Genomic DNA, 23939 nt, shown 5'->3' with positions numbered 1-23939 from the left:
CAGCGGGGAAAGGCCCTCCGGTCCCGTTACAGCAGATCGTCGATGTCAACTTTGGAACCCGAGGAGGGCTGGTCATCCCAGAAGGTGCCCAGGCCGTTCACCGGAGTCCGCTTGCCGGTGGCTTCGGTCCACATGCGATCGGACAGGCCCTGTATCAGGACACCGGCGATGGCGTCGATCATGGCGTAGTCCGGGTCCAGGTTTTCGTCGTTGGCGGCGAAATCGCGAATCGCTTTGCGCAGACGATCGTTGTCGCCCTTGCTGTAAGCGCTCAGCGCCAGGAAAGCGCTGCCCAGACGCACGCCTTTTTCGAAGCCCATTTCGGCGGATTGTTCCAGCTTCGGCCAGGGTTGGGCGCCTTCCGGAGCCAACTGCGGCAGCAGGTTCCAGATCGTGGCACGCAGGCCTTCCGGCGCGCCCCACCAGTTCTCGTTGCTCAGGCAGGAGGCGTTACGGGCGACTTTGCCAACGATATCGCGCGGTACACCGACCACGCCGTCGGCGGCACCGTCGGCCACCAGCGCCTGGGCGCCGGCAATGTTACCCACCAGCCAGACCAGTTGATCCAGTTTGCGATTCAGTTTGGGGCACTCGCCTTCGTTCTGCTTGCCGTATTCCACTTCCAGGCGCTGGTAGGCAGTGAGCAGGCGCTCGGCGGCCAGGGCGGACCAGCGTTTTTGCTCGATGCGGGCATCCTGGGCTTCGGCGACCCGGCCTTCCTTCATGGCACGCAGGTAGCGCAGTTCGGACTCCAGGGCAAGCTGTTCGGCGCACACCGCCGAGGTGACGAAGGTCATCACGCCCAGGCGGCCGGGATGGGAACCCACGGTTTCGAAGGACATCAGGAGAGGCGTCTGGGCTTCACCCATGATGCAGCCCATGCGGACATCGTCGTAGGCCAGCATATAGGGCAGTAATTCCGCCTGGCCAAAGCTGACCAGAATATCCCCGGTGGTTTTATAGATCATGCCACAGCCCTGCAGCGCGAGTAGGGCGCCGCCGGCAATCAGTACACGCGCGGGTCGCAGCACTTTGGTTATTAGAGAACGCATTCCTTTTAGCTCCTTTTTATTGTTCTCGACGTGGAAAATTTGACGGTACACAACGCACGCCCGTTGACACAAGCGCCAATTACAAAAATGCATGTAAGCCATTACATATGGACGCCAGCAAGGGGATCATGGATTTGCACGGGACCAGGGGAAATGACCGTACGTCGGCGCTCTCCTGTCGGAACAGCCAATGAAGTTTACCTAAACGCTGGGCCTTCCGGGATCTTGGTAATAAAATCAGACGGTTACCCTTTAACCTCTGGATCTTTGAGTGGACACTCGTGAACCAGGTAAAAAAAAGGGGACAGAAAGACCGGCTGGTCATAATTAACCTCGAGGTAAAAACCGTCGTGGTTTTTATGGTTACCCTTTTCCGGTAGTTTACCGACCCAGGGCGATTCATTTTTAAACAGGGACACAGACGTGATGACACAGCCTTCTTCGGTTACCGGCGCTCGCGCCGATCTGCTGCGTGAGCGCTCCGGCCTGGCGCTGGCGAGGAACACCGCCCGAGGCGCCCTGCGCATCATTGAGACTCTCGGTGTGGTGGGCCGTCAGGGGCTGGGTTGGGCGCTTGGTGATCGTGACGCCCTGCCGGAACGGTTGCGCGCTACTTTTGAATCCCTGGGCGCGACGTACATCAAGCTGGGGCAGTTCATCGCCAGTTCACCGTCACTGTTTCCGGAAGAGTACGTGGAGGCGTTCCAGAAATGCCTGGATCGGACCCCGCCGCTGTCTTTCCACTATATTCGCGGGATGGTGGAAGAGGAACTGGGTGGCAGCCTGGAGCAGCATTTCGAATGGGTGGATCCGCGTCCGCTGGCCAGCGCTTCCATTGCCCAGGTGCACGCGGCGCGCCTGCACAACGGTGCCGAGGTGGTGATCAAGGTGCAGCGTCCCGGAGTACGCAATGTGCTGCTTACCGATTTCAACTTTCTCTATTTCTCCGCCCGGGTGATCGAATCACTGGCGCCGGGGCTGAGCCGTTCGGCGTTGTCCGGGGTCATCGAGGAGCTGCAGGCGGGGATGATGGAGGAGTGCGATTTCCTGCAGGAAGCCCGTAACCTGGAGCAATTCAATGACTTCCTGGCGCAGACCGGTAATCGTGCGGTGGTGGCGCCCCGGCCGATCCGTTCCCACACCACCACCAGGGTATTGACCATGGAACGGCTGCACGGCATGCCGATCACTGATCTCGGCGCCTTGCGTGAGTATACCGACGACCCCGCCGGGGTGCTGATCACCGCGCTGAATACCTGGTTCTCCAGTCTCATGCTGTGCGATTTCTTCCACGCCGACTTGCACGCCGGTAACCTGATGGTGCTGGAAGACGGCCGTGTCGGCTTCATCGACTTTGGCATGGTCGGGCGCATTCGCCGTGAAGCCTGGGAGGGCATGTCCAGTTTCCTTGAGGCGATTGGCAATGGCGACGTCCAGACCATGGCCCGGTCCATGGTGATGGTGGGCATGACCCGGGAAGAAGTGGACGTGGACGCGCTGGCGCGGGATATCACCGCTTTACAGGATCGTCTCACCCGGGTGGATCCGTCATCGCTGGTGCAGGCCGATCGCAATGATCGTGAGGTCAATCGTTTGCTGATGGATCTGGTGCGCATTGGCGAGGATCACGGTATCCGGTTCCCGCGGGAGTTCGCTCTGCTGCTCAAGCAGTTTCTCTATTTCGACCGCTATGTGCAGGCGTTGGCGCCGGAACTCGATCTGTTCAATGATCAGCGCGTGGATATGTTTGGCGCTCTGGAGCAGATACCCACGGAAGATTCCTAGAGCCGGTTCACTCCACCGGATTGGCGCACTCGGCGCGGCGTGCGTCCAACTTGCAACGGATCCGTTGTTGCAAGTTGAGCATGTCGCCGTCGTAGTAGCCCTGCTCGCGCAACTGCACGCGGGCATCGCGCATCATCACCTCATAGTCCTGCTTGTCCCGGGCCGGAATCGGCACCCACCAATGGTCCTGCACCTGGCGGGATTCCAGATGCACACGATCCATCATCTTCTGGTACCCCTCGAAGAACAGCTCCCGGGAGATCTGTGCCATATCCGCCGGGAAGCGGTCCTTGTGGCCCACCAACTGCAGGCTGATCTGCGCCAGCGGGTAATTGATGATGCCGCCGTCCGGCGTCATGCCCTTGTACAGCTCCATGATCTGATAGGCGGCCAGCGGTGCCGCCAGCACATCCACCACGCCGTTGTTGAACTTGTTGGGTGCGCTGACCAGATCCGATGGCACCGGTGATGCTCCCACCTGGGCAACCATCTCCGCCTGCGTCGGGTCGTAATCCAGTACCGCCACTTTTTTGCCGGCGGCCTTGGCCAGGGTATTGATGCGTTTGTCGTTGACGAAAATATAGGCGGCGCCGGCGGGAGCGATGCCGAGGATCACGTAGTCGCCTTCCACCATGCGCGACGCCGATTTCGGGTTGGCCAGCACCTCCAGCAGGATGCGCATATGTTCTTCACTGGGCACGCCGCCGATGGAATCGATGGTGCCGGTGTACTTGTTGAAGAGCCGCGCGCGCATGCCGGTCATCAGGGCCGCGTCGCACTGGCGCGCCTTGAGCGCCTCCACCATGACCCGTTCATTGGTATAGGGCTCGAGATCGATGTCCAGGCCATACTCCAGGAAACGGGCTTTCTGATCCTGGGCCACGGAGAAAATCGGCCCGTTGCGGCCGACCAGATCCCAGATGCAGATGGTCAGATGGCGGCGCTCCTGGAACGCCTTGGTGACGGCGCCGGGCGCGGGTTCGGCCATGGCCGGGACGGCGGGGCCCAACAGTGCCAGCAAGAGCGCAGTGGTATATCTCCAGCCATGGATCATGGTTCGCGTCTCCGACTGGTGCCTAGGAATTGGAGCACTCACCGCGAGACGGCGCGTATTTGCAGCGGATCCGCTTCTGCATGTCGAGCATGCGACCGTCGTAGTAGCCTTGTTTGCGCAACACATTGCGGGCGTCCTGCATCATGCTTTCGTAAACGCGGCGCTCCTTGTCCGGAATATGGATCCACCAGCGATCCGGCACCCGATCTTCCTCTATTTTTACCCTAGCGCGGATGCGGTCGTAGGCTTCGAAGGACGCTTCGCGCACCAGTTGGGCGATCTCGTTGGGGAATTTGTCCAGCCGGCCCACCAGCTGCATGCTGATCTGCGCCAGCGGAAAGTCGACGATGCCGCCATCCGGCGTCATCCCTTTGTACAGCTCCAGAAGCTCGTAGGCGATCAGCGGTGCCGCCAGAATGTCCACCACGCCGTTGTTGAATTTGTTCGGCGCACTGACGATATCCGAGGGCACCGGCGTGGCGCCGATACCGGCGACCATCTCCGCCTGGGTCTTGTCGTAGTCCAGCACCACCACTTTCTTGCCGGCGGCCTTGGCCAGGGAACTGATCTGTTTGTCGTTGACGAAGATATGGGCGGCACCGCCGGGGTACACGCCCATGATCACGTAGTCGCCATGCACCATTTTGTCCGCCTGGCTGGGATGGGCGAGCACTTCCAGCAGGGTGCGCATGTGGTCATTGTCCGGCACCCCGCCGATGGAATCGATGGTGCCGGTGTAGACATTGAAATCGCGGGCGCGAAAGCCAGTCATCAGCGCCGCGTCACAGCGGCCGGCTTTCAATTCATCCACCATGATCGACTCATTGGTGAACGGGATCATTTCCAGATTGATGCCATATTCCAGCGCCAGAGCCCGCTGTTCCATGGCGGCGTGAAAGATCGGTCCATTGCGGCCGGCGATGTCCCAGATACAGATTTTGCGCTTGAGCGCGGTGCCCGGCGGCATTTGATCGATGCCCACCAACTTGCTGATCGCCTTGAGCCGTACCCGCACCGGCATGTCCCGCGAATAAAAGACGCTGGCCAGTTCCGATACCAGCGAATCACTGATGGTGACCCCGGGCAGCAGCTTTTCCATCTTCGCTTTTTGTTCCGGCGACAGGCGCAGGTCTTCGGCGCTGACGGTAACGGCACCAGCGAGCAGGACGAGGAGCGTGGCGGCCCTTATCAATAAGGCTTTCATAAAGGTCCCTTTTTGTTGTTGGCGTGGGCGCTATGATACGAAGGCCGCGTTCTCGGGCCCGGACAAAAAGTAATAGCACAGTTGTTCCGGTTGCCGGGCACCATGACGACGTCTGGCTTTGTCGCTATAGCCAAGGGGATGTTGCATATGGGAAGGGGCGCGGCCGGTGGGCCGCGATACGTTATTTCGGCTGCGCGTCCAGAGAAACGCCGTTCACGTTGCTGCTGTCCGGGCCCAGCAGGTAAAGGTAGACCGGCAACAGCTCTTCCGGTGTTTTCAGCGTCATCGGATCTTCGCCGGGGTAGGCGTTGGCGCGCATGGCGGTGCGGGTGGCGCCGGGGTTGACCGTGTTGACACGGATCTTCGAGGTATTTTCCAGCTCCTCCGCGAGCACCTGGGCCAGATTCTCGGTGGCCGCTTTGGACACCGAATAGGCTCCCCAGTAGGCGCGCCCGCGCCGACCGACGCTGGACGAAGTGAACAGGATGCGGGCGTCATCGCTGTTGCGCAGTAACGGCAGCAGGGCCTGTGTCAGATAGAAGGCGGCGTTGACGTTCACCTGCATGACCGAGTCCCAGGTGTCGGCGCTGTAGCCGTCCATGGGGGTGATGTCGCCAAGCTGTGAGGCGTTGTGGAGCACGCCGTCCAGGCGCCCGAACTCTTTCTCGAACAGGCTGGCCAGCTCCAGATAATCACTGGGGCGCGCCACCGTCATGTTGACCGGCGCCAGCGCCGGTTCCGGGCCGCCGGCGGCTTTAATTTCGTCGTACACCGCTTCCAGTTTGGACTGGGTGCGGCCGAGCAGAATCACGGTGGCGCCGTGCCGGGCCAGCCCCAGGGATACGGCCCGGCCAATGCCGTCGCCGGCGCCGGTCACCAGGATGATGCGGTCCTTGAAGGCGTTATCCGGACATTGATACGTCACCGCTTGGCTATTCAGGGACTGCAGATCGTTCATGCCAGACTCTCGCTTGTCAGGGTTTTCAGTAAGGGTAGCAGGTCGTCGCCCTGTTCCAGCAGATGGTCCGCCTGCCAGCCGTGAGGGTCGTCGTCGGCGTCGATGTAGCCGAACGCGGCCACCGCGGTGGCCATGCCGGCGTTTTTACCAGCCTGAATGTCGCGCAGATGATCGCCGACGTAAAGGCAGGCGGCGGGGTTAACACCATCGCGTCCGGCTGCCATCAGCAAACCTTCCGGATCCGGTTTGCGCTGGCGCACGTGATCCGGACAGATCACCGCGCCAACCCGGGTCGCCAGACCCAGGCCCTCGAGCACCGGCAAGGTGAAGCGCTCCGGTTTGTTGGTGACGATGCCCCAGGGCAGGCCATGCTGGTCGAGCCAGTCCAGGGTATCGGCCATGCCCTCGAACAGCCGGGTGTCCACCGCCAGATGGCCGGCGTAGGCGTTGAGTAACTGGTTCAGGTAATCGTCGAAGGCGGCGTCTTCCGGACCCAGGCCAAAGCCCAGTTCGGTCAGCGCCCGGGCGCCATTGGAAACATTGGCGCGCACCGCCGCATAGCTCACCGCCGGTCGACCATGCTCCGCCAACAAGTGATTGAGCACGCTGTAAAAGTCCGGCGCGGTGTCGATCAGGGTGCCGTCCAGATCGAAGTAAACGGCCTGCAGAGATTTCATGGAGCCTCGCTAGTATTCGACGCCGGGTGTCAGACCGCTTTCACCGCGTGCATCAGATAGTTGACTGATACATCCCGGTTCAGTTTGTACACCTGGGTGACCGGGTTGTAGGTCATGCCGGTGGTGTCGCGTACATCCAGGCCGGCGTCGCGGGACCAGCCCGCCAGTTCCGAAGGACGGATCAGTTTGGCGTACTCATGGGTGCCGCGTGGCAGCAGGCGCAGCACGTATTCGGCGCCAACGATGGCGAACAGAAACGATTTCGGATTGCGGTTGATGGTGCTGAAGAACACCTGACCGCCGGGCTTGACCAGCGCGGCGCAGGCGCGGATCACGGAAGACGGATCCGGGACGTGTTCCAGCATTTCCAGACAGGTGACCACGTCGTACTGACCGGCCCGCTCAGCGGCGATGTCTTCCGCCGGAGTCTGCAGATACTCCACCTCCACGCCACTCTGTTCAGCGTGCAGCCGTGCCACGGCCAGCGGTGCCTCGCCCATGTCGATGCCGGTGACGGTGGCGCCACGCCGGGCCATGCCCTCGGAGAGCAGGCCGCCGCCGCAGCCGATGTCGATCACCCTTTTGCCGGGCAGGTCCACCCGCTCATCGATGTAGTTCAGGCGCAGCGGATTGATGTCGTGCAATGGCCGGAATTCGGAGTTGGGATCCCACCAGCGCTCCGCCAGGGCGTTGAATTTGGCGACTTCACTGTTGTCCACATTGCGGTGGGTTACTTCGTTCATTGGCTTTCTCCGGCGATTTTCCGTTGCCATTGTTGAGCATTGTGCACCAGTTGGGCCTCGTTGAGGGTGAGCAGGTTCCGCTCTTTCAACAGGGCGCGGCCGGCGACCCAGACATCGGTGACCTGATCGCGACTGGCGGCATAGACCAGTTGGGCCACCGGGTCGTAAACCGGCTGGGTTTCCAGGCGGGCCAGATCCACCGCCACCAGATCGGCCTGCTTGCCCGCCTGCAGGGAACCGATCCTGCCCTCCTGTCCCAGGGCGCGGGCGCCGCCCAGGGTGGCCATTTCCAGAATCTCGGCGGCGGGCAGGGCGTCCGCGCGCAGGCTGACGCCCTTGGCCAGGAGGGCGGCGCTGCGCATTTCACCGATCATATCCAGGTCGTTGTTGCTGGCGGCGCCGTCGGTGCCCAGAGCGACATTGACGCCGGCCTGGCGCAGTTTGTACAGCGGCGAGAAGCCGCTGGCCAGTTTCAGGTTGGACTCCGGGCAATGCACCACATGAGTGCCGGTTTCGGTCAGCCACTGGATTTCCTCGTCCAGTAACTGGGTCATGTGCACGGCCATCAGCCTCGGCGTCAGCAGGCCCAGCCGGCGCAGCCGAGCCAGGGGCCGGTCACCGTTGTGCTCCACCGCCTGCTGGATTTCGCCGGCGGTTTCGTGCACATGCATCATGATTTGCAGGTCCAGTTCCTCGGCCAGGGTCAGAGCCTGTTCCAGCGGGCCGTCGGATACCGTGTAAGGGGCGTGCGGACCAAATCCCAGGGACAGCCGCGGCTCATGGCGCCACTGATCGACAGCGTCGGTGGCCAGCCGTAAATAGTCCTCCGGCCCGGACCCCATCGGCGTGGGGAAGTCCATCAGCGGACAAAAAATAGCCGCTCGCAGGCCGCTTTCCAGCGTGGCCCGGGCCACCGCGTCGGGAAAGAAATACATGTCGGCGAAGCAGGTGGTGCCGGCGCGAATCATTTCCGCCGCCGCCAGCCGGGTGCCCTCGTAAACGAACGGGTCACTGACCCAGCGTCCCTCCGCCGGCCAGATGTGTTTTTCCAGCCAGGTCATCAGCGGAAGGTCGTCGGCGAGGCCGCGAAACAGGTTCATGGCGGCGTGGGTGTGAGCGTTGACCAGACCCGGGATCAGCAGATGCCGGTCCAGCCGGCGGACCTCCGTGGCCTGCCATTGCTGGTCCGCCAGCGCGCTGGGCAGCAGATCAACGATGGTATCGCCGCGCACCACCACGGCGTGCTGTTCCAGTACCGTGGCGTCCGGCGCCACCGGCGCCACCCAGCGGGCGTGCAGGATCAGGTCGGCCTGATTGTCGCTCATTCAAGGCTCCTTGCTTCAACCGGGGCCGCCGCCGGACGGCGGTGGCCATTGTGGTGGCTATTGTGCGATGGAGAGTATCGTGGCGGCGAGTATAGCCTGTCCCGGGCGCGCGATCCCACTCAAGCAGGCTCTTAGAGCCAGCCGGAATACTTATTCAGAGCTTCTCAAGCTGTGCTATCATCGTTGACTTTTCCGGGAGCGTCACCCACGCCACCAAGGATACAAAAGGAACGCCATGACGGACCTCGCAAAAGAAGTTACACCCGTCAATATCGAGGACGAACTGAGACAGTCGTACCTGGATTACGCCATGAGCGTGATCGTCGGACGCGCTTTGCCCGACGTGCGCGACGGCCTGAAACCGGTGCACCGGCGTGTGCTGTTCGCCATGCACGAGCTCAACAACCATTGGAACCGGCCGTACCTGAAGTCCGCCCGGGTGGTGGGCGACGTCATCGGTAAGTACCACCCCCATGGTGACTCCGCCGTATACGACACCATCGTGCGTATGGCCCAGCCGTTCTCGCTGCGCTACATGCTGGTGGACGGGCAGGGCAACTTCGGTTCCATCGACGGCGACTCCGCCGCGGCCATGCGTTACACCGAGGTGCGCATGGCCAAGATCGCCCACGAGCTGCAGGCCGATCTGGACAAGGAAACGGTGGATTTCGTCGACAACTACGACGGCACCGAGCGTATCCCGGAAGTGATGCCCACGCGGGTGCCGAACCTGCTGGTCAACGGCTCTTCCGGTATCGCCGTGGGCATGGCCACCAACATTCCGCCACATAATCTGGGCGAGGTGATCGACGGCTGTCTGGCACTGATCGACGATGACAGCCTGACCCCGGACGACCTGATGCGATACATCCAGGGCCCGGACTTCCCCACCGCGGGTATCATCAATGGCCGCGCCGGCATCGTGCAAGCGTACCGTACCGGCCGGGGCCGTATCTACGTGCGCGCCCGCGCCACCGTGGAAGAGGCGGACAAGAGCGGCAAGGAAGCGATCATCGTCACCGAGCTGCCGTACCAGGTGAACAAGGCGCGGCTGATCGAGAAGATCGCCGAGCTGGTCAAAGACAAAAAAATCGAAGGCATCACCGAGCTGCGCGACGAGTCCGACAAAGAGGGTATGCGCATCTACATTGAGCTGCGCCGTGGCGAGAACGGTGACGTGGTGCTCAACAATCTCTATCAGCAGACGCAGATGGAGTCGGTGTTCGGCATCAACATAGTGGCGTTGGAAGACGGCCAGCCGAAGACGCTCAACCTGCGCCAGTTGCTGGACGCTTTCCTGCGGCATCGCCGTGAAGTGGTCACCCGCCGCACCGTCTATGAATTGCGCAAGGCACGGGAAAAGGCGCATTTGCTGGAAGGCCTGGCGGTGGCTCTGGCCAACATCGACCCGGTGATCGAACTGATCAAGGCGTCGCCGAGCGGCGCCGAGGCCAGGGAAAAGCTGCTGGCCAAGGGCTGGGCGCCCGGCGATGTGCTGACCATGCTGGAACGCGCCGGCGGCGAGGACATTGCCCGTCCGGACAATCTGGACGAGCAGTTCGGCCTGCGTGACGGGCTTTACTACCTGTCTCCGGAACAGGCCCAGGCGATCCTCGATCTGCGCCTGCAGAAACTGACCGGCCTGGAACGGGAAAAGCTGGTCACCGACTACCAGGAGCTGCTGGAGCAGATCCGTGAGTTGAGCCTGATTCTGGCCGACCCGGAGCGCCTGCTCGAGGTGATTCGCGAGGAACTGCAAGCGATACGTGACGAGTACGCCGACGAGCGCCGTTCCGAGATTCAGACTTCCCGCTCCGACCTGAGCATGGAAGATCTGATCGCCGAGGAAACCGTGGTGGTCACGCTCAGCCACGGCGGTTACGCCAAGGTCCAGCCCATCGACACCTATGCCGCGCAGCGTCGCGGCGGCCGCGGCAAGGCGGCGACCACGGTGAAGGATGAGGACTACGTCGAGCAGCTGCTGGTAGCCGGCACCCACGATACGCTGCTGTGTTTCACCAGCATCGGCAAGGTGTACTGGCTGCGGGTGTTCGAATTGCCGCAGGGCGGGCGCAACTCCCGTGGTAAGCCGATCATCAATCTGATCCCGGCACTGCAGAAGGAAGAGCGAATCACCGCCATCCTGCGCCTGGACGCGGAAATGGTGCGTCAGCAGGGCAATACCGATGACGAGGACGAGACCGAGACGGACGGCGTCGATGTCATCGAAGACGCCGAGGGTGTGGAAGTAGAGGATACCACTCCCGGTCCGTTCATCTTCATGGCCATTTCCAACGGCGTGGTGAAACGGACCGAACTGGCTAAATTCGCCCGGCCGCGCAGCAATGGTCTGATCGCGGTCAAACTGCAGGAAGGCGAGCACCTGGTGAATGTGGCGATTACCCAGGGCGCCGAGGATGTGGTGCTGGTGGCCGGCAACGGCAAAGTGGTGCGCTTCCAGGAATCCAAGGTCCGTGTCATGGGCCGCACCGCACGGGGCGTGCGCGGTATGAAAGTCGCCGACGGCGAGGAAGTGATCGCGCTGATCGTGCCGCAGGAAGGCGGCCAACTGCTGACCGCGTCCGAACACGGCTACGGCAAGCGTACCGATCTGAGCGAGTTTCCGACCAAGGGGCGCGGCACCCAGGGCGTGATCGGCATGGTGGTCAATGAGCGCAACGGTTCTCTGGTCGGCGCCGCCCAGGTGTTCGGCGAAGAGGACATCATGCTGATCTCCAACCAGGGCACGCTGGTGCGTACCCGGGTCGATGAGGTCAGTCATCTGAGCCGTAACACCCAGGGCGTGCGCTTGATCCGTCTTGGTGACGGTGAGGCACTGTCCGGTCTGGCCACCATTCCCGAGCTGGAAGGTGCGGAGGAGGTTGTCGACGACCTGGAAGAGAACCCGGAAGAAGACGGAAACGCAGAAAACTAAGGTTCCGTTTCCTGCTCCCGGCATGACCATTCCGGCCCGGTTCGACCGGGCCGTTTTATCGATACGGAGAAACTGAATGTCCCGCGCTTTCAACTTTTGCGCTGGTCCGGCGGCGTTGCCGGAAGCGGTGTTGCGTCAAGCCCAGGAAGAGTTGCTGGATTTTCGCGGCACCGGTATGTCGGTGATGGAAATGAGCCACCGGGATCAGGTGGTGGTGGAACTGGCCCAGCGTGCGGAGCAGGATCTGCGGGATTTGCTGGGTATCTCCGACGACTATGCCGTGTTGTTCCTGCACGGCGGCGCCAGCACTCAGTTCGCCATGGTGCCGCTGAACCTGATGGGGGGCAACGGCAAGGCGGACTATGTCAACACCGGTCAGTGGTCGAGCAAAGCAATCAAGGAAGCGCGTCGTTACGGAGACATCAACGTGGCGGCCAGCAGCGAGGATCGCAACTTCAGCTATGTGCCGCCGCAGGCGGACTGGACCTTGTCCGCCGATGCCGATTACCTGCATTACTGTCCGAACGAAACCATCGGCGGCCTGGAGTTTGATTTCATTCCCGAGGTGGACAAGCCGCTGGTGGCGGACATGAGTTCCACTATCCTGTCCCGGCCCCTGGACGTGAACCGGTTCGGCCTGATCTATGCCGGTGCGCAAAAGAATATCGGTCCGGCCGGCATCACCCTGGTGATCGTGCGCCGCGATTTGCTGGGACGCGCGGGCGCCAGCGTGCCGGCGATGTTGAACTATCAGATCCACGCCGACAACGACTCCATGTATAACACGCCGCCGACCTTCGCCTGGTATCTGGCCGGTCTGGTGTTCCAGTGGCTCAAGGACCAGGGCGGCCTGACCGCCATGGCCACGATCAATGAGCGCAAGGCGAAGCGTCTGTACGACTTCATCGATGCCAGCGGTTTCTACAGCAACCCGGTGGAGAAGGCCAATCGTAGCTGGATGAACGTGCCGTTCGTGCTGGCCAACAGTGATCTGGACAAGGACTTCCTGGCCGAGGCGGGCGCCGCCGGTCTGCATAATCTGAAGGGCCACCGCAGCGTGGGCGGCATGCGTGCCAGCATCTATAACGCCGTGCCCGAGGCCGCGGTGGAGGCCCTGGTGGCGTTCATGGCGGATTTCGAGAAGCGACACGGATAAGCGCCGGTGCGCGAAACGCTGACACGCTTGCACGCCATGTTTGATGGCATTGGCAAAAGCGGTGAGCGCGGTGGTGCCCGGCGAGACGATAGGAAACAATAGTGGCACAGTCCCAGCCGTACGCTCACATGCAGCGTGCCAGCGTGCCAGCGTGATGCGTGCCAGCGTGTAAGCGAGACAGACAATGACCGATTCGTTGGACAGCCTGAGGGATCAAATCGACGCTCTGGATCAGCAGCTCCAGGCGTTGCTCAATCGTCGGGCCGAACTGGCCCACGCGGTGGCGGATGTGAAGCGCCTCGAGGACAGCAACCCGGTGTTCTATCGTCCGGAACGCGAGGCCCAGGTGTTGCAGCGTATCAAGGAGCGCAACCAGGGCCCCATCGACGGTGAGGCCATGGCCCGGCTGTTCCGCGAGGTGATGAGTATTTGCCTGGCACTGGAACAACCCATGCGGGTGGCGTTCCTGGGGCCGGAGGGAACCTTCACCCAGCAGGCGGCGATCAAGCACTTTGGCCACGCGGTGGAAAGTGTGCCGCTCGGCGCGATCGACGAAGTGTTCCGCGAAGTGGAGGCCGGGGCCGCCCATTACGGCGTGGTGCCGGTGGAAAACTCCACCGAGGGCATGGTCAGCCATACCCTGGACACCTTCATGTCCTCCAGCCTGAAAATTTGCGGCGAGGTGGAGCTGCGCATCCATCACCATTTGCTGGCCGGACCTCATACCCGCCGTGACAAGGTTACCCGCGTCTATTCCCACCAGCAGACCCTGGCCCAGTGCCGCCAGTGGCTGGATGCGCACCTGCCCACGGTGGAGCGTATTCCGGTGAGTTCCAATGCCGAGGCCGCACGGCGGTTGCGCGACGAGTGGAACGCCCTGGCCATCGCCGGCGACATGGCGGCCGAGCTCTATGGTCTGGAACGGGTACAGAGCAATATCGAGGACCGCCCGGATAACACCACCCGGTTCCTGGTGATTGGACGCCAGGACACGCCGCCGTCTGGTCGCGACAAAACCAGCATGCTGGTCACCGGCAAGAACCGTCCGGGGCTGCTTTCCGACATGCTGCTGCCGTTCCGTGAACAGGGTGTCAACCTGACCCGTCTGGAAAGTCGCCCGTCACGTACCGCCAACTGGAGCTATGTGTTCTTCATCGACTGCGAAGGGCACAAGGAAGATCCGTTGTTGAAGAACGTACTGGCAAAACTGGAAGGGGATGGCAACACCATCCGTATTCTGGGCTCCTATCCCAAAGCGGTATTGTAGAAAAGGCCGGACGTCCGGCCTGAACAAACAGGAAACACCATGACCTGCGATTACATCAAACTGGCCAACGGCGGCGTGCAGCGGCTGCAACCCTATTCCCCCGGTAAACCGATCGAGGAACTGGAACGGGAACTGGGTATTCGCGACATCATCAAACTGGCCAGTAACGAAAACCCTCTGGGGCCCAGCCATAAAGCGCTGGAAGCGGCGAAGCGGGCGCTGGACCAGGTTCACCTCTATCCCGACGGCGCCGGTTTCAGCCTGAAGACGGCGCTGGCGGAAAAGCTCGGCGTCAACAGCAATCAGATTACCCTGGGTAACGGCTCCAACGATATTCTTGAACTGGTGGCCCGGGCTTATCTGCAGCCCGGCGAAGAGACGGTCTACGCCGAATACGCGTTTGCCATCTACCCGCTGGTGACAGTGGCCTGTTCGGCCAGACCGGTGATGGTGCCGGCGCATCTTTATGGCCACGATCTGGCCGCCATGGCGGACGCCATCAACCAGAGCACCCGCATCGTGTTCCTGGCCAACCCGAACAATCCCACCGGCACCTGGTTCAATGATGTGGCACTGGATCGTTTCCTCGAGCGGGTGCCGGAAGACGTACTGGTGGTATTGGACGAAGCCTATTTCGAGTATGTGGAAGAGTCCCATTACCCGGATGGCCTGCGCCGGCTGGCGCGCTACCCGAACCTGATCGTTACCCGCACCTTTTCCAAGATTCACGGGCTCGCCGGGCTGCGGGTGGGTTATGCGGTGTCGCATCCGGACGTGGCCGACATCCTCAACCGGGTGCGTCAGCCGTTCAACGTCAATATTCCCGCCCTGGCCGCCGCCGAGGCGGCGCTGGACGATGTCGACCACCTGGAGAACTCCCGTTGCGAGAACACCGCCGGTCTTGGCCAGTTGGTGGAAGGGCTGAACCAGCTCGGGCTGGAGCATATTCCGTCGGTAGCCAACTTTATTACCGTGGATTGCGCCGGTGAAGCTTTGCCGGTGTACGAGGCGCTGTTGCGTGAAGGTGTCATCGTGCGCCCGCTGGGCGGCTATGGCCTGCCCAACCACCTGCGCGTCACGGTGGGCACGGCGCGGGAAAACGAACGTTTTCTGAAAGCCCTGGACAAGGTCATCAAAGCGGGGGCGCGCTGATGAGCCGTGACGCCCCGCTGTTTCGACGGGTGGCAATCATCGGGCTGGGCCTGATCGGCGGCTCTTTCGCCGCCGCTTTGCGGGAGCGGGGCCTGGCGGGCACGCTGGTGGCCGGCAGCCGTTCCGCCCGGACCCTGGAACAGGGTCTGGCCATGGGGCTGATCGATGAAGGCAGCCAGGATCTGGCGTTGGCGGTGCGTGGCGCCGATCTGGTGTTGCTTTCGACGCCGGTGTCAGCAATGGAGCGCTCCCTGGCGGCGCTGGCGCCGGGGCTGTCGGAGCGCGCCATCGTCACCGACGGCGGCAGCGTCAAGGGCAGTGTCATCGCCGCCGCTCGCCGGACGCTGGGGGACCATTTTTCCCGCTTCGTGCCCGGACATCCCATCGCCGGCAAGGAAACCAGCGGCGTGGCCGCCGCCGACGCCGGCCTCTACCAGGATCACCGGGTGATTCTCACGCCGCTGGCGCAGACCGATCCGGCGGCCACCCGCGCGGTGCGCGAACTGTGGACCGCGCTGGGCAGCGAAGTGCTGGAGATGACGCCGGAACATCACGACCGGGTGCTGGCGGAAACCAGCCATTTGCCCCATCTTCTGGCGTTTTCCCTGGTCGATACCCTGGCACGCCAGGGCGATTCCACGGAGATCTTCCGCTACGCCGCCGGGGGATTCCGCGATTTCACCCGCATCGCCAGTTCCGACCCGGTGATGTGGCACGATATCTTTCAGGAGAACCGGCAGGCGGTGTTGGATGCCCTGGCACTATTCCGCGATGGCATCGACGGTTTCCGCGACGCTATCGCGGCCGGTGACTCCGATGCCCTGATGGGTATCATGACCCGCGCCAATACGGCACGGGCCCATTTTCTGGCGCTCAATGCGAGGACCTCCTATACGCAGGCGCGCCATTCGGATAACGAGAGCAGCATGAGCGATCAGCACGACCCCACCTTCGTGGTTCAGCCCGGTGGCCGCCTGCGGGGCCGCGCCCGGGTGCCCGGCGACAAATCCATTTCCCACCGGTCCATCATGCTCGGCGCTCTGGCTGACGGCATCACGGAAGTGGAGGGTTTTCTCGAAGGGGAGGACGCGCTGGCCACCTTGCAGGCGTTCCGTGACATGGGCGTGGTGATCGAAGGCCCCCATAACGGCAAGGTCACCGTGCATGGGGTCGGCTTGCATGGCCTGAAGGAACCGGGCAAGCCGCTCTACATGGGCAACTCCGGCACCTCCATGCGCCTGCTCACCGGGCTGCTCGCCGGCCAGGCGTTTGATGTGACCCTCACCGGTGACGCGTCGCTGTCCAAGCGGCCGATGGAGAGAGTGGCCAAACCGCTGCGAGAAATGGGCGCAAGCATTCAGACCGACGACGGCGGCCGTCCGCCGGTGCGGATTCGTGGCGGGCAGACGCTCAAGGGCTTCCATTATGACTTGCCGATGGCGTCCGCCCAGGTCAAGTCCGCGCTGTTGCTGGCGGGGCTTTACGCCCAGGGCGAGACCTCGGTGACGGAACCGGCGCCGACCCGCGATCACACCGAGCGCATGCTCGCCGGTTTCGGTTATCCGGTGCGCAGTGAAGGTCCGTTACGCGCGGTCACCGGTGGCGGCGTTCTGCGCGCCTGTCATCTGGAGGTTCCGGCGGACATTTCTTCCTCCGCTTTCCTGCTGGTGGGCGCTTCCATCGCGGCGGACAGTGACGTGCTGCTGCCCCATGTCGGCATCAACCCGACCCGTACCGGGGTGATTGATATTCTGCGTTTGATGGGCGCCGATATCACCCTGGAGAATCAGCGTGACAGCGGTGGCGAGCCGGTGGCGGATCTGCGGGTCAGAAGCGCGTCGCTCAAGGGCATCGAGATTCCCGCCGAGCTGGTGCCGCTGGCCATCGATGAATTTCCGGCGATCTTTGTCGCCGCCGCCTGTGCCGAAGGGGATACCGTGCTGCACGGCGCCGAGGAGCTGCGGGTGAAGGAGTCCGACCGCATCCAGGTGATGGCCGATGGTCTGAGCGCCCTGGGCGTGGATCTGGAGGTGTTCGAGGATGGCATCCGCATCACCGGCGGCGTCCTGGGCGGTGCCGAGGTGGAATCCCACGATGATCATCGAATCGCCATGAGCTTCGCCATTGCCGGGTTGCGCGCCACGGCACCGATTACCATTCGACATTGCGCCACTGTGGCCACCAGCTTCCCCGGGTTTGCCGACCTGATGCGGTCGCTGGGGCTGGGCCTGGAGGTTCAATGATTCCGATTATCGCCATTGACGGACCGGTTTCCTCCGGCAAGGGCACCGTGGCGCGGCGGGTGGCGTCCGCGCTCGGCTGGCATCTGCTTGATTCCGGCGCCCTGTACCGGGTGCTGGGGCTGCATGCGCAACACCAGGGGGTGGCCCTGGATAACAAACTCGCGCTGGTGGACCTGGCGGAAAATCTGCCGGTACGGTTCGTGGAGCGGGGCGGGGACACCCGCGTGGTGCTCGAGGAAACCGATGTCAGCGAGGAGATCCGCCAGGAAAGCGTGGGAGAACTGGCCAGCCAGGTGGCGGTATTGCAGCCGGTTCGTGATGCCCTGTTCGCGCGTCAGCGGGCGTTCGCCCAGGCACCGGGTTTGGTGGCGGACGGCCGTGACATGGGCACGGTGGTGTTTCGCGACGCCCCGCTGAAGATCTATTTGACCGCCAGCGCCGAGGAGCGCGCCCGGCGGCGCTTCAATCAGTTGAAAGAAAAGGGGTTTGATGCTACCCTCGCGGCCCTTGTGGAGGATATTCGTACTCGTGATGAGCGGGATATGAAGCGTTCCGTGGCACCGCTGAAACCGGCGGAGGATGCCCTGGAACTGGACTCCACGGACCTGACTGTGGATCAGGTGGTCGCGCGTATCCTCGATGAGGCGGCGACCCGCTCACTGATCTGACGATCAGGCACAATTGGTTTTCAGAGCCCGAACCGGCTCTAGAAACGGCTTCGGACGCGCCCTGATTGTAGCGGTGCGGCTGGAGCCGTTGCTGCATAACGAACGCCAGCCTCTTACAGTAAACCAGCTTGGGGTGGTGATCGCTTTATCAATAACCCGCGTCTGCTGGCTGGCGCGTGTATCGTGAGACGTTTTTTCATGACTGAATCTTTTGCCGAACTTTTTGAAGAAAGCCTCAAGGACCTGGACGTTGCCCGTGGTTCCATCATCCGCGGCACCGTGGTCGCCATCGACAGCGACTGGGTGGTGGTCAACGCCGGCCTGAAATCCGAAGGCATCATCTCCCGCGACGAGTTCATCAGTGAGAGCGGTGAACTGGAAATCGCCGAAGGCGATGAGGTGGAAGTTGCCGTCGACGCCATCGACGATGGCATGGGCTTCACCCGCCTGTCCCGTGAGAAAGCCAAGCGCGCCGAAGTCTGGGGCGAACTGGAAGTGGCTTTCGACAAAGACGAGATCGTCAAAGGTCAGATCTCCGGCAAGGTGAAAGGTGGTTTCACCGTGGATATCGGCCCGATCCGCGCGTTCCTGCCAGGCTCCCTGGTGGATATCCGCCCGGTTCGCGATGTCACCCACCTGGAAGGCAAAGAGCTGGACTTCAAAGTCATCAAGCTGGATCCGAAGCGCAACAACGTGGTGGTTTCCCGCCGCGCGGTCATGGAAGCGGAACACTCCGCCGAGCGCGAAGCCCTGCTGGAATCCCTGCAGGAAGGCATGGTGGTCAAGGGTATCGTGAAGAACCTGACCGACTACGGTGCGTTCGTGGATCTGGGCGGTATCGATGGCCTGCTGCACATCACCGACATGGCCTGGAAGCGCATCAAGCATCCCAGCGAAATCGTTGAAGTGGGCCAGGAAATCGAAGTCAAGGTACTCAAGTTCGACCGCGAGAAAATGCGTGTCTCCCTGGGCCTCAAGCAACTGGGCGAGGATCCGTGGCACGATATCGTGCAGAAGTACCCGGAAGGTGCCCGCGTCAAGGCGCGCGTTACCAACCTGACCGATTACGGCTGCTTCGCCGAGATCGAGGAAGGTGTGGAAGGCCTGGTTCACGTTTCCGAGATGGACTGGACCAACAAGAACATCCACCCGTCCAAAGTGGTAGAGATTGGCGACGAAGTGGAAGTGATGATCCTGGATATCGACGAAGATCGCCGTCGTATTTCTCTGGGCATCAAGCAGTGTCTGTCCAATCCGTGGGAAGCCTTCGCTACCAACTACCAGAAAGGCGACCGCATTTCCGGCAAGATCAAGTCCATCACTGACTTCGGCATCTTCATCGGCCTGGAAGGCGGTATCGACGGTCTGGTGCACCTTTCCGACATTTCCTGGGAAGAAGCCGGCGAAGACGCGGTACGCAACTTCAACAAGGGTGACGAGCTGGAAACCGTGGTTCTGTCCATCGATGCCGAGCGCGAAAGAATTTCCCTTGGAATCAAGCAGTTGACAGACGATCCGTTTGCTCAGTATGTTGCTGCAAACGAGAAGGGCAGCATCGTTAAGGGTACGGTCACCGCCGTGGACGCCAAAGGCGCCACTGTCGAGTTGGCTGAGAACGTGGAAGGTTACCTGCGTGCCAGCGAGATCAGCCGTGATCGCGTTAACGACGCTTCCCAGGTTCTCAACGTGGGTGACGAGGTGGAAGGCCGAATCACCAACATCGACCGTAAGAACCGTTCCATCAATGTGTCCGTGCGTGCCAAGGATCAGGTTCAGGATCGCGAGGCCATGGACAACCTGCAGGGCCAGGAAGCCAATGCTCCGAAGACCATTGGTGACCTGATCAAGCAGCAAATGGAAAACAGCAACGAGTCATAATGGCTCCTCCCGGGGGCCGGCCACGAGGCCGGCCCCACTGGGCAGGGAGCCCAGGGGAGTAGGTTGTAATGGCATCTGCGTTAACCAAGTCCAAACTCATCGCTCGGATCGCCAGAACTTACACCAGCAATGATCTCTCCACCAAGGACGTGGAACTCGCCATCAAAGCCCTGATCGACTACATGGCCGACGCCATGGTAGAAGGCGAACGCATCGAGATTCGGGGTTTCGGCAGCTTTTCCCTCCATTTCCGCGCCCCGCGCGTGGGCCGTAATCCGAAGACCGGCGCCAGCGTGGAGTTGCAAGGCAAATACGTTCCCCACTTCAAATGCGGCAAGGACCTGCGTGAACGGGTCAATCATGCCATGCAGGACGATGACGGGGGCGACCATAACGAGCACCGGAGCGAGCGGCGCCACCATGCCAGCCACAGCGCCAAGGCCATCCGGAGCTGATACCGACACACCGGGGCCTGACCGACATGCGAACTCTCTACCGTGCTCTGTTGATTCTGGTACTGCTGGCCATTTTCCTGGCCGCATTCTTCTTTGTTACCGCCAACACTCAAATGGTGACTCTGGATATGTTGATCCAGGGATGGCGCTGGCAGGTCAGCCTTGGCGTGCTCGCCGTGGGCCTGCTTGCCGTGGGCCTGCTGGCGGGACTGCTCACCGGGCTGGGCTTTAAAGGACTGCGTGGGTTGTTTGGAAGCCGTTCATGAGCGAACCGCTATGGCTGATACCGCTGTTTTTCTTCGCCATCGCCATGGGGTTCTTCCTGGGTCGGCGTGAAGGCAAGCGGCGGCAACGGCGGCGCATGGCGTCGCTGTCCCAGGAATACGTAGCCGGGCTCAACTTCCTCCTCAACGAGGAGCCGGACAAGGCTGTGGAAGCCCTGCTCAGCAGCCTGGAAGTCAGCCCCCAGACCCTGGAAACCCATCTCAGCATGGCGCGCCTGTTTCGCAAAAGAGGCGAGTTCGACCGTGCCACCCTGATCCACTCCCATCTGCTGGAAAGCGGCGATTTGCCGCGGCCCACCCAGGAGCAAATCCAACTGGAGCTGGCCGAGGATTATTTCGCCGGCGGGCTGTTCGACCGCGCCGAGGAAGTGCTGCTGGAAATGCTCGACCAGGATTGCGAGCAGCGTGAGCAGGTAACGCGCCAGTTGATGAAGCTCTACGAACAGGAGCGTGACTGGCCCAATGCCATTGCCATGGGTGAGAGGCTGATCAAGAGCGACGCCAAGATCGCGCCGATTCTGGCCCAGTATTGCTGCGAGGAGGCGGAAGGGCAGGTGGCCCGTAGCGAACTGGTGCCGGCCCGTCGCACATTGCGCCGCGCGCTGGGCTTCGATAAGGAGTGCGTACGCGCCAGTGTCGATCTGGGGCGCTTGGAAATGCGTGAGCAGAACTGGGAAGCGGCGATCGCCGCCTTCCGCCGCATCTGGGACCAGGACCGCGATTTCTTCGATGAATACCTGGATGATCTGCGTCAGTGCTATGAGCAACTGGAACAGGAAGAAGACTTCATCCGCATGCTTGCCGACTACAGCGCCGAGCACCCCAGCACGGCCCGGGTGCTGGTGCTGTCCGGTCAGCTCAAGGAACGCTATGGCGATCGCGAAGCGGCCAAATTCATCGCCGAGTACATGCAGGCCAACCCTTCCGTTCGCGGTCTGGATCGCCTGATCGACATGAATCTGCAGGTGGCCGATCAAAGCGAAGCCCGTGAACAGCTGGAGTTGCTCAAGCAATTGACGCAAAGGCTGATGAGCGACCGCACCATCTATCAATGCCGTCGTTGCGGCTTTACCACGCCGCTGCTGCAATGGCGCTGCCCGAGTTGCCGCCGTTGGGGCACCATCAAACCGCGATCCGAAGGAGACGCCAAATCGTGACCCCCAGCAGTCCCATTATCGTCGCTCTGGATTACCCCCGTGCCGAGGAGGCCCTGGCCATGGCGGCGCGGCTGGACCCCGCCCGGGTGCGGGTAAAAGTGGGCAAGGAGCTGTTCACCCGGGCCGGTCCCGATGTGGTTAGAGCGTTACAGGACCAGGGCTTTGAAGTGTTTCTGGACCTCAAGTATCACGACATCCCCAATACCGTGGCCGGCGCCGTGCGCGCTGCCGCCGAACTGGGGGTGTGGATGGTCAATGTGCACGCCAGTGGTGGCAAGCGCATGATGAGCGCCGCCCGGGAAGCGCTGGAAGGCGCCGCCCGCCGGCCCTTGCTTACCGCGGTGACGGTATTGACCAGCCAGACCGGGGACGATCTGCGCGAAGTGGGCATCGCCCGTGCCGCCGAGGAGCAGGTGATGGCACTGGCGCGATTGACCGAGGATAGCGGTCTGGATGGCGTGGTCTGTTCCGCTCTGGAAGCGCCGATGCTGCGTCGCGCCCGTGGTGAGAACTTCCTGCTGGTGACGCCGGGCATTCGTCCCGAGGGCAGCGCCAGCGACGATCAGCGCCGCATCATGACCCCACGCCAGGCTCGCGAGCAGGGCGTGTCCTACATGGTGATCGGCCGCCCCATCACGCAGGCGGCGGAGCCGACGGCGGTGGTGGACGAAATCCTACAGAGTCTGTCCTGAAACACTGACGCAAACTGTCTGAAATGGCGGACAGCCTGCTCCGCGCGTCCCGTTTAGAGTGTCTTCTCCAACAACAAACCTTAAGGAGAAGGGAATGAAACTCTATCGTGCATTGTGTTTGGTGGCGGCGCTGCTGGGATCAGCGGTCTGGACCCAGACTGCCCAGGCGGCGGAGGATCCGGCACTGGACAGCGCCACGGCTTCGGCGGTGGTGGAACAGACCGTCAACCTGAATCAGGCCACGTCGGCGGAGCTGCAATTGCTCAAGGGCGTCGGTCCGAAAACCGCCGAGGCGATCATTGCCTGGCGGGAACAGGAAGGGCCATTTCAGGATGTGGAGCAGTTGCTGGCGATCAAGGGTATTGGTGAGAAAACCTTGCAGGCGATCCGCGACCGGCTGACGTTGTAAGTAAAACCGGGCTCCCGGCTTGCCCGGGAGCCATGGCCGTAGCTGGTTATTTGGCCGTATTCGCTGCCAAGGCAGCTTCCCACAGGGGAGGACTACGGAGCCGCTGTGGGAAGCTGCCTTGGCAGCGAATACGCGCTAGATATGCCTCCGTATTGGGCGGGCTGGCACCAGGATACGGATGGATCTTACGCCGGCCGCTGACTCCGCGGAAACTCGCAAAGATCGGCGATAATGCACTCACCGCACTTAGGCTTGCGAGCCACGCAGGTGTAGCGCCCGTGCAGAATCAGCCAGTGGTGACAGTCGCGTTTGAATTCCTCCGGGACAACCCGGAGCAGGCGCTGTTCCACCTCGTTGACGTTTTTCCCCGGCGCGATGCGGGTGCGATTGGACACCCGGAAAATATGCGTGTCCACGGCGATGGTGGGCTCACCGAAGGCGGTGTTGAGCACCACGTTGGCGGTCTTGCGACCGACGCCGGGCAGCGCCTCCAGGGCGGCGCGATCACGCGGCACTTCGCCACCATGAAAGGCGAGCAGCTGCTCGCACAGTTTGATGACGTTATTGGCTTTGGAATTAAACAGCCCGATGGTTTTGATATATTCCTTCAAACCGTCCACGCCCAATGCCAGAATCGCTTCCGGCGTATTGGCCACCGGAAACAAGCGATCGGTGGCCTTGTTGACGCCGACGTCGGTGGCCTGGGCGGACAGCACTACCGCCACCAGTAACTCGAAAGGGGTGTCGTAGTTCAGCTCCGTGGTGGGATGGGGGCGCTGTGCCCGCAGACGGCGGAAAATTTCCGTGCGTTTCTCGCGATTCATGCCTGCTCCTGAATCAGATCG

21 protein-coding genes are annotated in these 23939 nt (G+C 62.0%); 13 read left to right on the top strand and 8 right to left on the bottom strand.

Going from position 1 to position 23939, the window contains the following annotated elements:
* Positions 1 to 26: 26 nt before the first annotated feature.
* Positions 27 to 1052: a hypothetical protein gene (locus MA04_RS16520; RefSeq protein ID WP_163126015.1), complete on the bottom strand. Its 1026-nt coding sequence runs from the start codon at positions 1050 to 1052 to the stop codon at positions 27 to 29.
* A 426-nt stretch (positions 1053 to 1478) separates the two neighbouring features.
* Between MA04_RS16520 and MA04_RS16515 the strand changes: the two genes are divergently transcribed.
* Entirely contained in the window at positions 1479 to 2837 is a 1359-nt protein-coding gene (locus MA04_RS16515) for an ABC1 kinase family protein (RefSeq protein ID WP_205475416.1), read from the top strand.
* 7 nt (positions 2838 to 2844) lie between these two features.
* On the opposite strand, the gene MA04_RS16510 is transcribed toward MA04_RS16515, so the two are convergent.
* The 6 genes from MA04_RS16510 to MA04_RS16485 form a co-directional block, all read right to left on the bottom strand.
* Positions 2845 to 3891 carry a putative solute-binding protein gene (locus MA04_RS16510; RefSeq protein ID WP_262461636.1) on the bottom strand — a complete coding sequence of 349 codons (1047 nt, stop codon included), beginning with the start codon at positions 3889 to 3891 and terminating at the stop codon, positions 2845 to 2847.
* 22 nt (positions 3892 to 3913) lie between these two features.
* The gene (locus MA04_RS16505; protein WP_163126011.1) at positions 3914 to 5095 is read right to left on the bottom strand and encodes a putative solute-binding protein; all 1182 of its coding nucleotides are present in this window, start codon (positions 5093 to 5095) and stop codon (positions 3914 to 3916) included.
* Positions 5096 to 5276: 181 nt separating this feature from the next.
* Positions 5277 to 6053: a YciK family oxidoreductase gene (locus MA04_RS16500; protein ID WP_163126009.1), complete on the bottom strand. Its 777-nt coding sequence runs from the start codon at positions 6051 to 6053 to the stop codon at positions 5277 to 5279.
* On the bottom strand, positions 6050 to 6730 hold the full coding sequence (locus MA04_RS16495; protein WP_163126007.1) for an HAD-IA family hydrolase: 681 nt from the start codon (positions 6728 to 6730) through the stop codon (positions 6050 to 6052). The genes MA04_RS16500 and MA04_RS16495 overlap by 4 nt, the downstream gene beginning before the upstream one ends.
* Before the next feature lie 29 nt (positions 6731 to 6759).
* Positions 6760 to 7473, bottom strand: a complete 714-nt coding sequence (gene ubiG / locus MA04_RS16490) for a bifunctional 2-polyprenyl-6-hydroxyphenol methylase/3-demethylubiquinol 3-O-methyltransferase UbiG (protein WP_262461633.1) — start codon at positions 7471 to 7473, stop codon at positions 6760 to 6762.
* Complete coding sequence (locus MA04_RS16485) at positions 7470 to 8798, bottom strand: TRZ/ATZ family hydrolase (protein ID WP_262461631.1); 1329 nt, start codon at positions 8796 to 8798, stop codon at positions 7470 to 7472. Before MA04_RS16485 ends, ubiG begins: the two co-directional genes overlap by 4 nt.
* Positions 8799 to 9033: 235 nt before the next feature.
* Between MA04_RS16485 and gyrA the strand changes: the two genes are divergently transcribed.
* The 12 genes from gyrA to MA04_RS16425 all read left to right on the top strand — a co-directional run bounded on the left by gyrA (position 9034) and on the right by MA04_RS16425 (position 23094).
* Positions 9034 to 11733 (top strand): DNA gyrase subunit A, encoded by a 2700-nt coding sequence (gene gyrA / locus MA04_RS16480; RefSeq protein ID WP_262461630.1) that lies wholly within the window; start codon positions 9034 to 9036, stop codon positions 11731 to 11733.
* Positions 11734 to 11809: 76 nt separating this feature from the next.
* The gene (gene serC / locus MA04_RS16475) at positions 11810 to 12889 is read left to right on the top strand and encodes a 3-phosphoserine/phosphohydroxythreonine transaminase (protein ID WP_262461629.1); all 1080 of its coding nucleotides are present in this window, start codon (positions 11810 to 11812) and stop codon (positions 12887 to 12889) included.
* A gap of 184 nt (positions 12890 to 13073) precedes the next feature.
* Positions 13074 to 14156, top strand: a complete 1083-nt coding sequence (pheA, locus tag MA04_RS16470; RefSeq protein WP_262461628.1) for a prephenate dehydratase — start codon at positions 13074 to 13076, stop codon at positions 14154 to 14156.
* Positions 14157 to 14195: 39 nt separating this feature from the next.
* Positions 14196 to 15308, top strand: coding sequence for a histidinol-phosphate transaminase (gene hisC / locus MA04_RS16465; RefSeq protein WP_262461627.1), 1113 nt, complete (start codon positions 14196 to 14198; stop codon positions 15306 to 15308).
* On the top strand, positions 15308 to 17551 hold the full coding sequence (locus MA04_RS16460) for a bifunctional prephenate dehydrogenase/3-phosphoshikimate 1-carboxyvinyltransferase (protein ID WP_262461625.1): 2244 nt from the start codon (positions 15308 to 15310) through the stop codon (positions 17549 to 17551). Before hisC ends, MA04_RS16460 begins: the two co-directional genes overlap by 1 nt.
* Positions 17548 to 18219 (top strand): (d)CMP kinase, encoded by a 672-nt coding sequence (cmk, locus tag MA04_RS16455; protein WP_163125991.1) that lies wholly within the window; start codon positions 17548 to 17550, stop codon positions 18217 to 18219. The genes MA04_RS16460 and cmk overlap by 4 nt, the downstream gene beginning before the upstream one ends.
* 198 nt (positions 18220 to 18417) lie before the next feature.
* Complete coding sequence (rpsA, locus tag MA04_RS16450; protein ID WP_163125989.1) at positions 18418 to 20097, top strand: 30S ribosomal protein S1; 1680 nt, start codon at positions 18418 to 18420, stop codon at positions 20095 to 20097.
* 68 nt (positions 20098 to 20165) lie between these two features.
* A complete protein-coding gene (ihfB, locus tag MA04_RS16445; protein ID WP_163125987.1) occupies positions 20166 to 20552 on the top strand; it encodes an integration host factor subunit beta in 387 nt (128 codons plus the stop codon).
* Positions 20553 to 20578: 26 nt separating this feature from the next.
* On the top strand, positions 20579 to 20818 hold the full coding sequence (locus tag MA04_RS16440) for a lipopolysaccharide assembly protein LapA domain-containing protein (RefSeq protein ID WP_022996443.1): 240 nt from the start codon (positions 20579 to 20581) through the stop codon (positions 20816 to 20818).
* Entirely contained in the window at positions 20815 to 21993 is a 1179-nt protein-coding gene (gene lapB / locus MA04_RS16435; protein WP_163125985.1) for a lipopolysaccharide assembly protein LapB, read from the top strand. Before MA04_RS16440 ends, lapB begins: the two co-directional genes overlap by 4 nt.
* Positions 21990 to 22685 carry an orotidine-5'-phosphate decarboxylase gene (pyrF, locus tag MA04_RS16430; protein WP_163125983.1) on the top strand — a complete coding sequence of 232 codons (696 nt, stop codon included), beginning with the start codon at positions 21990 to 21992 and terminating at the stop codon, positions 22683 to 22685. The genes lapB and pyrF overlap by 4 nt, the downstream gene beginning before the upstream one ends.
* A 94-nt stretch (positions 22686 to 22779) precedes the next feature.
* Positions 22780 to 23094 carry a ComEA family DNA-binding protein gene (locus tag MA04_RS16425; protein ID WP_014995303.1) on the top strand — a complete coding sequence of 105 codons (315 nt, stop codon included), beginning with the start codon at positions 22780 to 22782 and terminating at the stop codon, positions 23092 to 23094.
* Between the two features lie 185 nt (positions 23095 to 23279).
* Here MA04_RS16425 and nth read toward each other — a convergent pair whose 3' ends face one another.
* On the bottom strand, positions 23280 to 23918 hold the full coding sequence (gene nth / locus MA04_RS16420; protein WP_163125981.1) for an endonuclease III: 639 nt from the start codon (positions 23916 to 23918) through the stop codon (positions 23280 to 23282).
* Positions 23919 to 23939: the final 21 nt, after the last annotated feature.

Source organism: Alloalcanivorax balearicus MACL04, from assembly GCF_025532145.1.
GTDB lineage: Bacteria > Pseudomonadota > Gammaproteobacteria > Pseudomonadales > Alcanivoracaceae > Alloalcanivorax > Alloalcanivorax balearicus.
Note: the sequence above shows the minus strand (reverse complement) of the source record. Positions and strands in the feature narration are given on the sequence as shown.

Bases quoted from the DNA above. Each gene is read 5' to 3' on its own strand.
- MA04_RS16520 (WP_163126015.1), bottom strand. From the start codon at position 1,052: ATGCGTTCTCTAATAACCAAAGTGCTGCGACCCGCGCGTGTACTGATT.
- MA04_RS16515 (WP_205475416.1), top strand. From the start codon at position 1,479: ATGACACAGCCTTCTTCGGTTACCGGCGCTCGCGCCGATCTGCTGCGT.
- MA04_RS16510 (WP_262461636.1), bottom strand. From the start codon at position 3,891: ATGATCCATGGCTGGAGATATACCACTGCGCTCTTGCTGGCACTGTTG.
- MA04_RS16505 (WP_163126011.1), bottom strand. From the start codon at position 5,095: ATGAAAGCCTTATTGATAAGGGCCGCCACGCTCCTCGTCCTGCTCGCT.
- MA04_RS16500 (WP_163126009.1), bottom strand. From the start codon at position 6,053: ATGAACGATCTGCAGTCCCTGAATAGCCAAGCGGTGACGTATCAATGT.
- MA04_RS16495 (WP_163126007.1), bottom strand. From the start codon at position 6,730: ATGAAATCTCTGCAGGCCGTTTACTTCGATCTGGACGGCACCCTGATC.
- ubiG (WP_262461633.1), bottom strand. From the start codon at position 7,473: ATGAACGAAGTAACCCACCGCAATGTGGACAACAGTGAAGTCGCCAAA.
- MA04_RS16485 (WP_262461631.1), bottom strand. From the start codon at position 8,798: ATGAGCGACAATCAGGCCGACCTGATCCTGCACGCCCGCTGGGTGGCG.
- gyrA (WP_262461630.1), top strand. From the start codon at position 9,034: ATGACGGACCTCGCAAAAGAAGTTACACCCGTCAATATCGAGGACGAA.
- serC (WP_262461629.1), top strand. From the start codon at position 11,810: ATGTCCCGCGCTTTCAACTTTTGCGCTGGTCCGGCGGCGTTGCCGGAA.
- pheA (WP_262461628.1), top strand. From the start codon at position 13,074: ATGACCGATTCGTTGGACAGCCTGAGGGATCAAATCGACGCTCTGGAT.
- hisC (WP_262461627.1), top strand. From the start codon at position 14,196: ATGACCTGCGATTACATCAAACTGGCCAACGGCGGCGTGCAGCGGCTG.
- MA04_RS16460 (WP_262461625.1), top strand. From the start codon at position 15,308: ATGAGCCGTGACGCCCCGCTGTTTCGACGGGTGGCAATCATCGGGCTG.
- cmk (WP_163125991.1), top strand. From the start codon at position 17,548: ATGATTCCGATTATCGCCATTGACGGACCGGTTTCCTCCGGCAAGGGC.
- rpsA (WP_163125989.1), top strand. From the start codon at position 18,418: ATGACTGAATCTTTTGCCGAACTTTTTGAAGAAAGCCTCAAGGACCTG.
- ihfB (WP_163125987.1), top strand. From the start codon at position 20,166: ATGGCATCTGCGTTAACCAAGTCCAAACTCATCGCTCGGATCGCCAGA.
- MA04_RS16440 (WP_022996443.1), top strand. From the start codon at position 20,579: ATGCGAACTCTCTACCGTGCTCTGTTGATTCTGGTACTGCTGGCCATT.
- lapB (WP_163125985.1), top strand. From the start codon at position 20,815: ATGAGCGAACCGCTATGGCTGATACCGCTGTTTTTCTTCGCCATCGCC.
- MA04_RS16425 (WP_014995303.1), top strand. From the start codon at position 22,780: ATGAAACTCTATCGTGCATTGTGTTTGGTGGCGGCGCTGCTGGGATCA.
- nth (WP_163125981.1), bottom strand. From the start codon at position 23,918: ATGAATCGCGAGAAACGCACGGAAATTTTCCGCCGTCTGCGGGCACAG.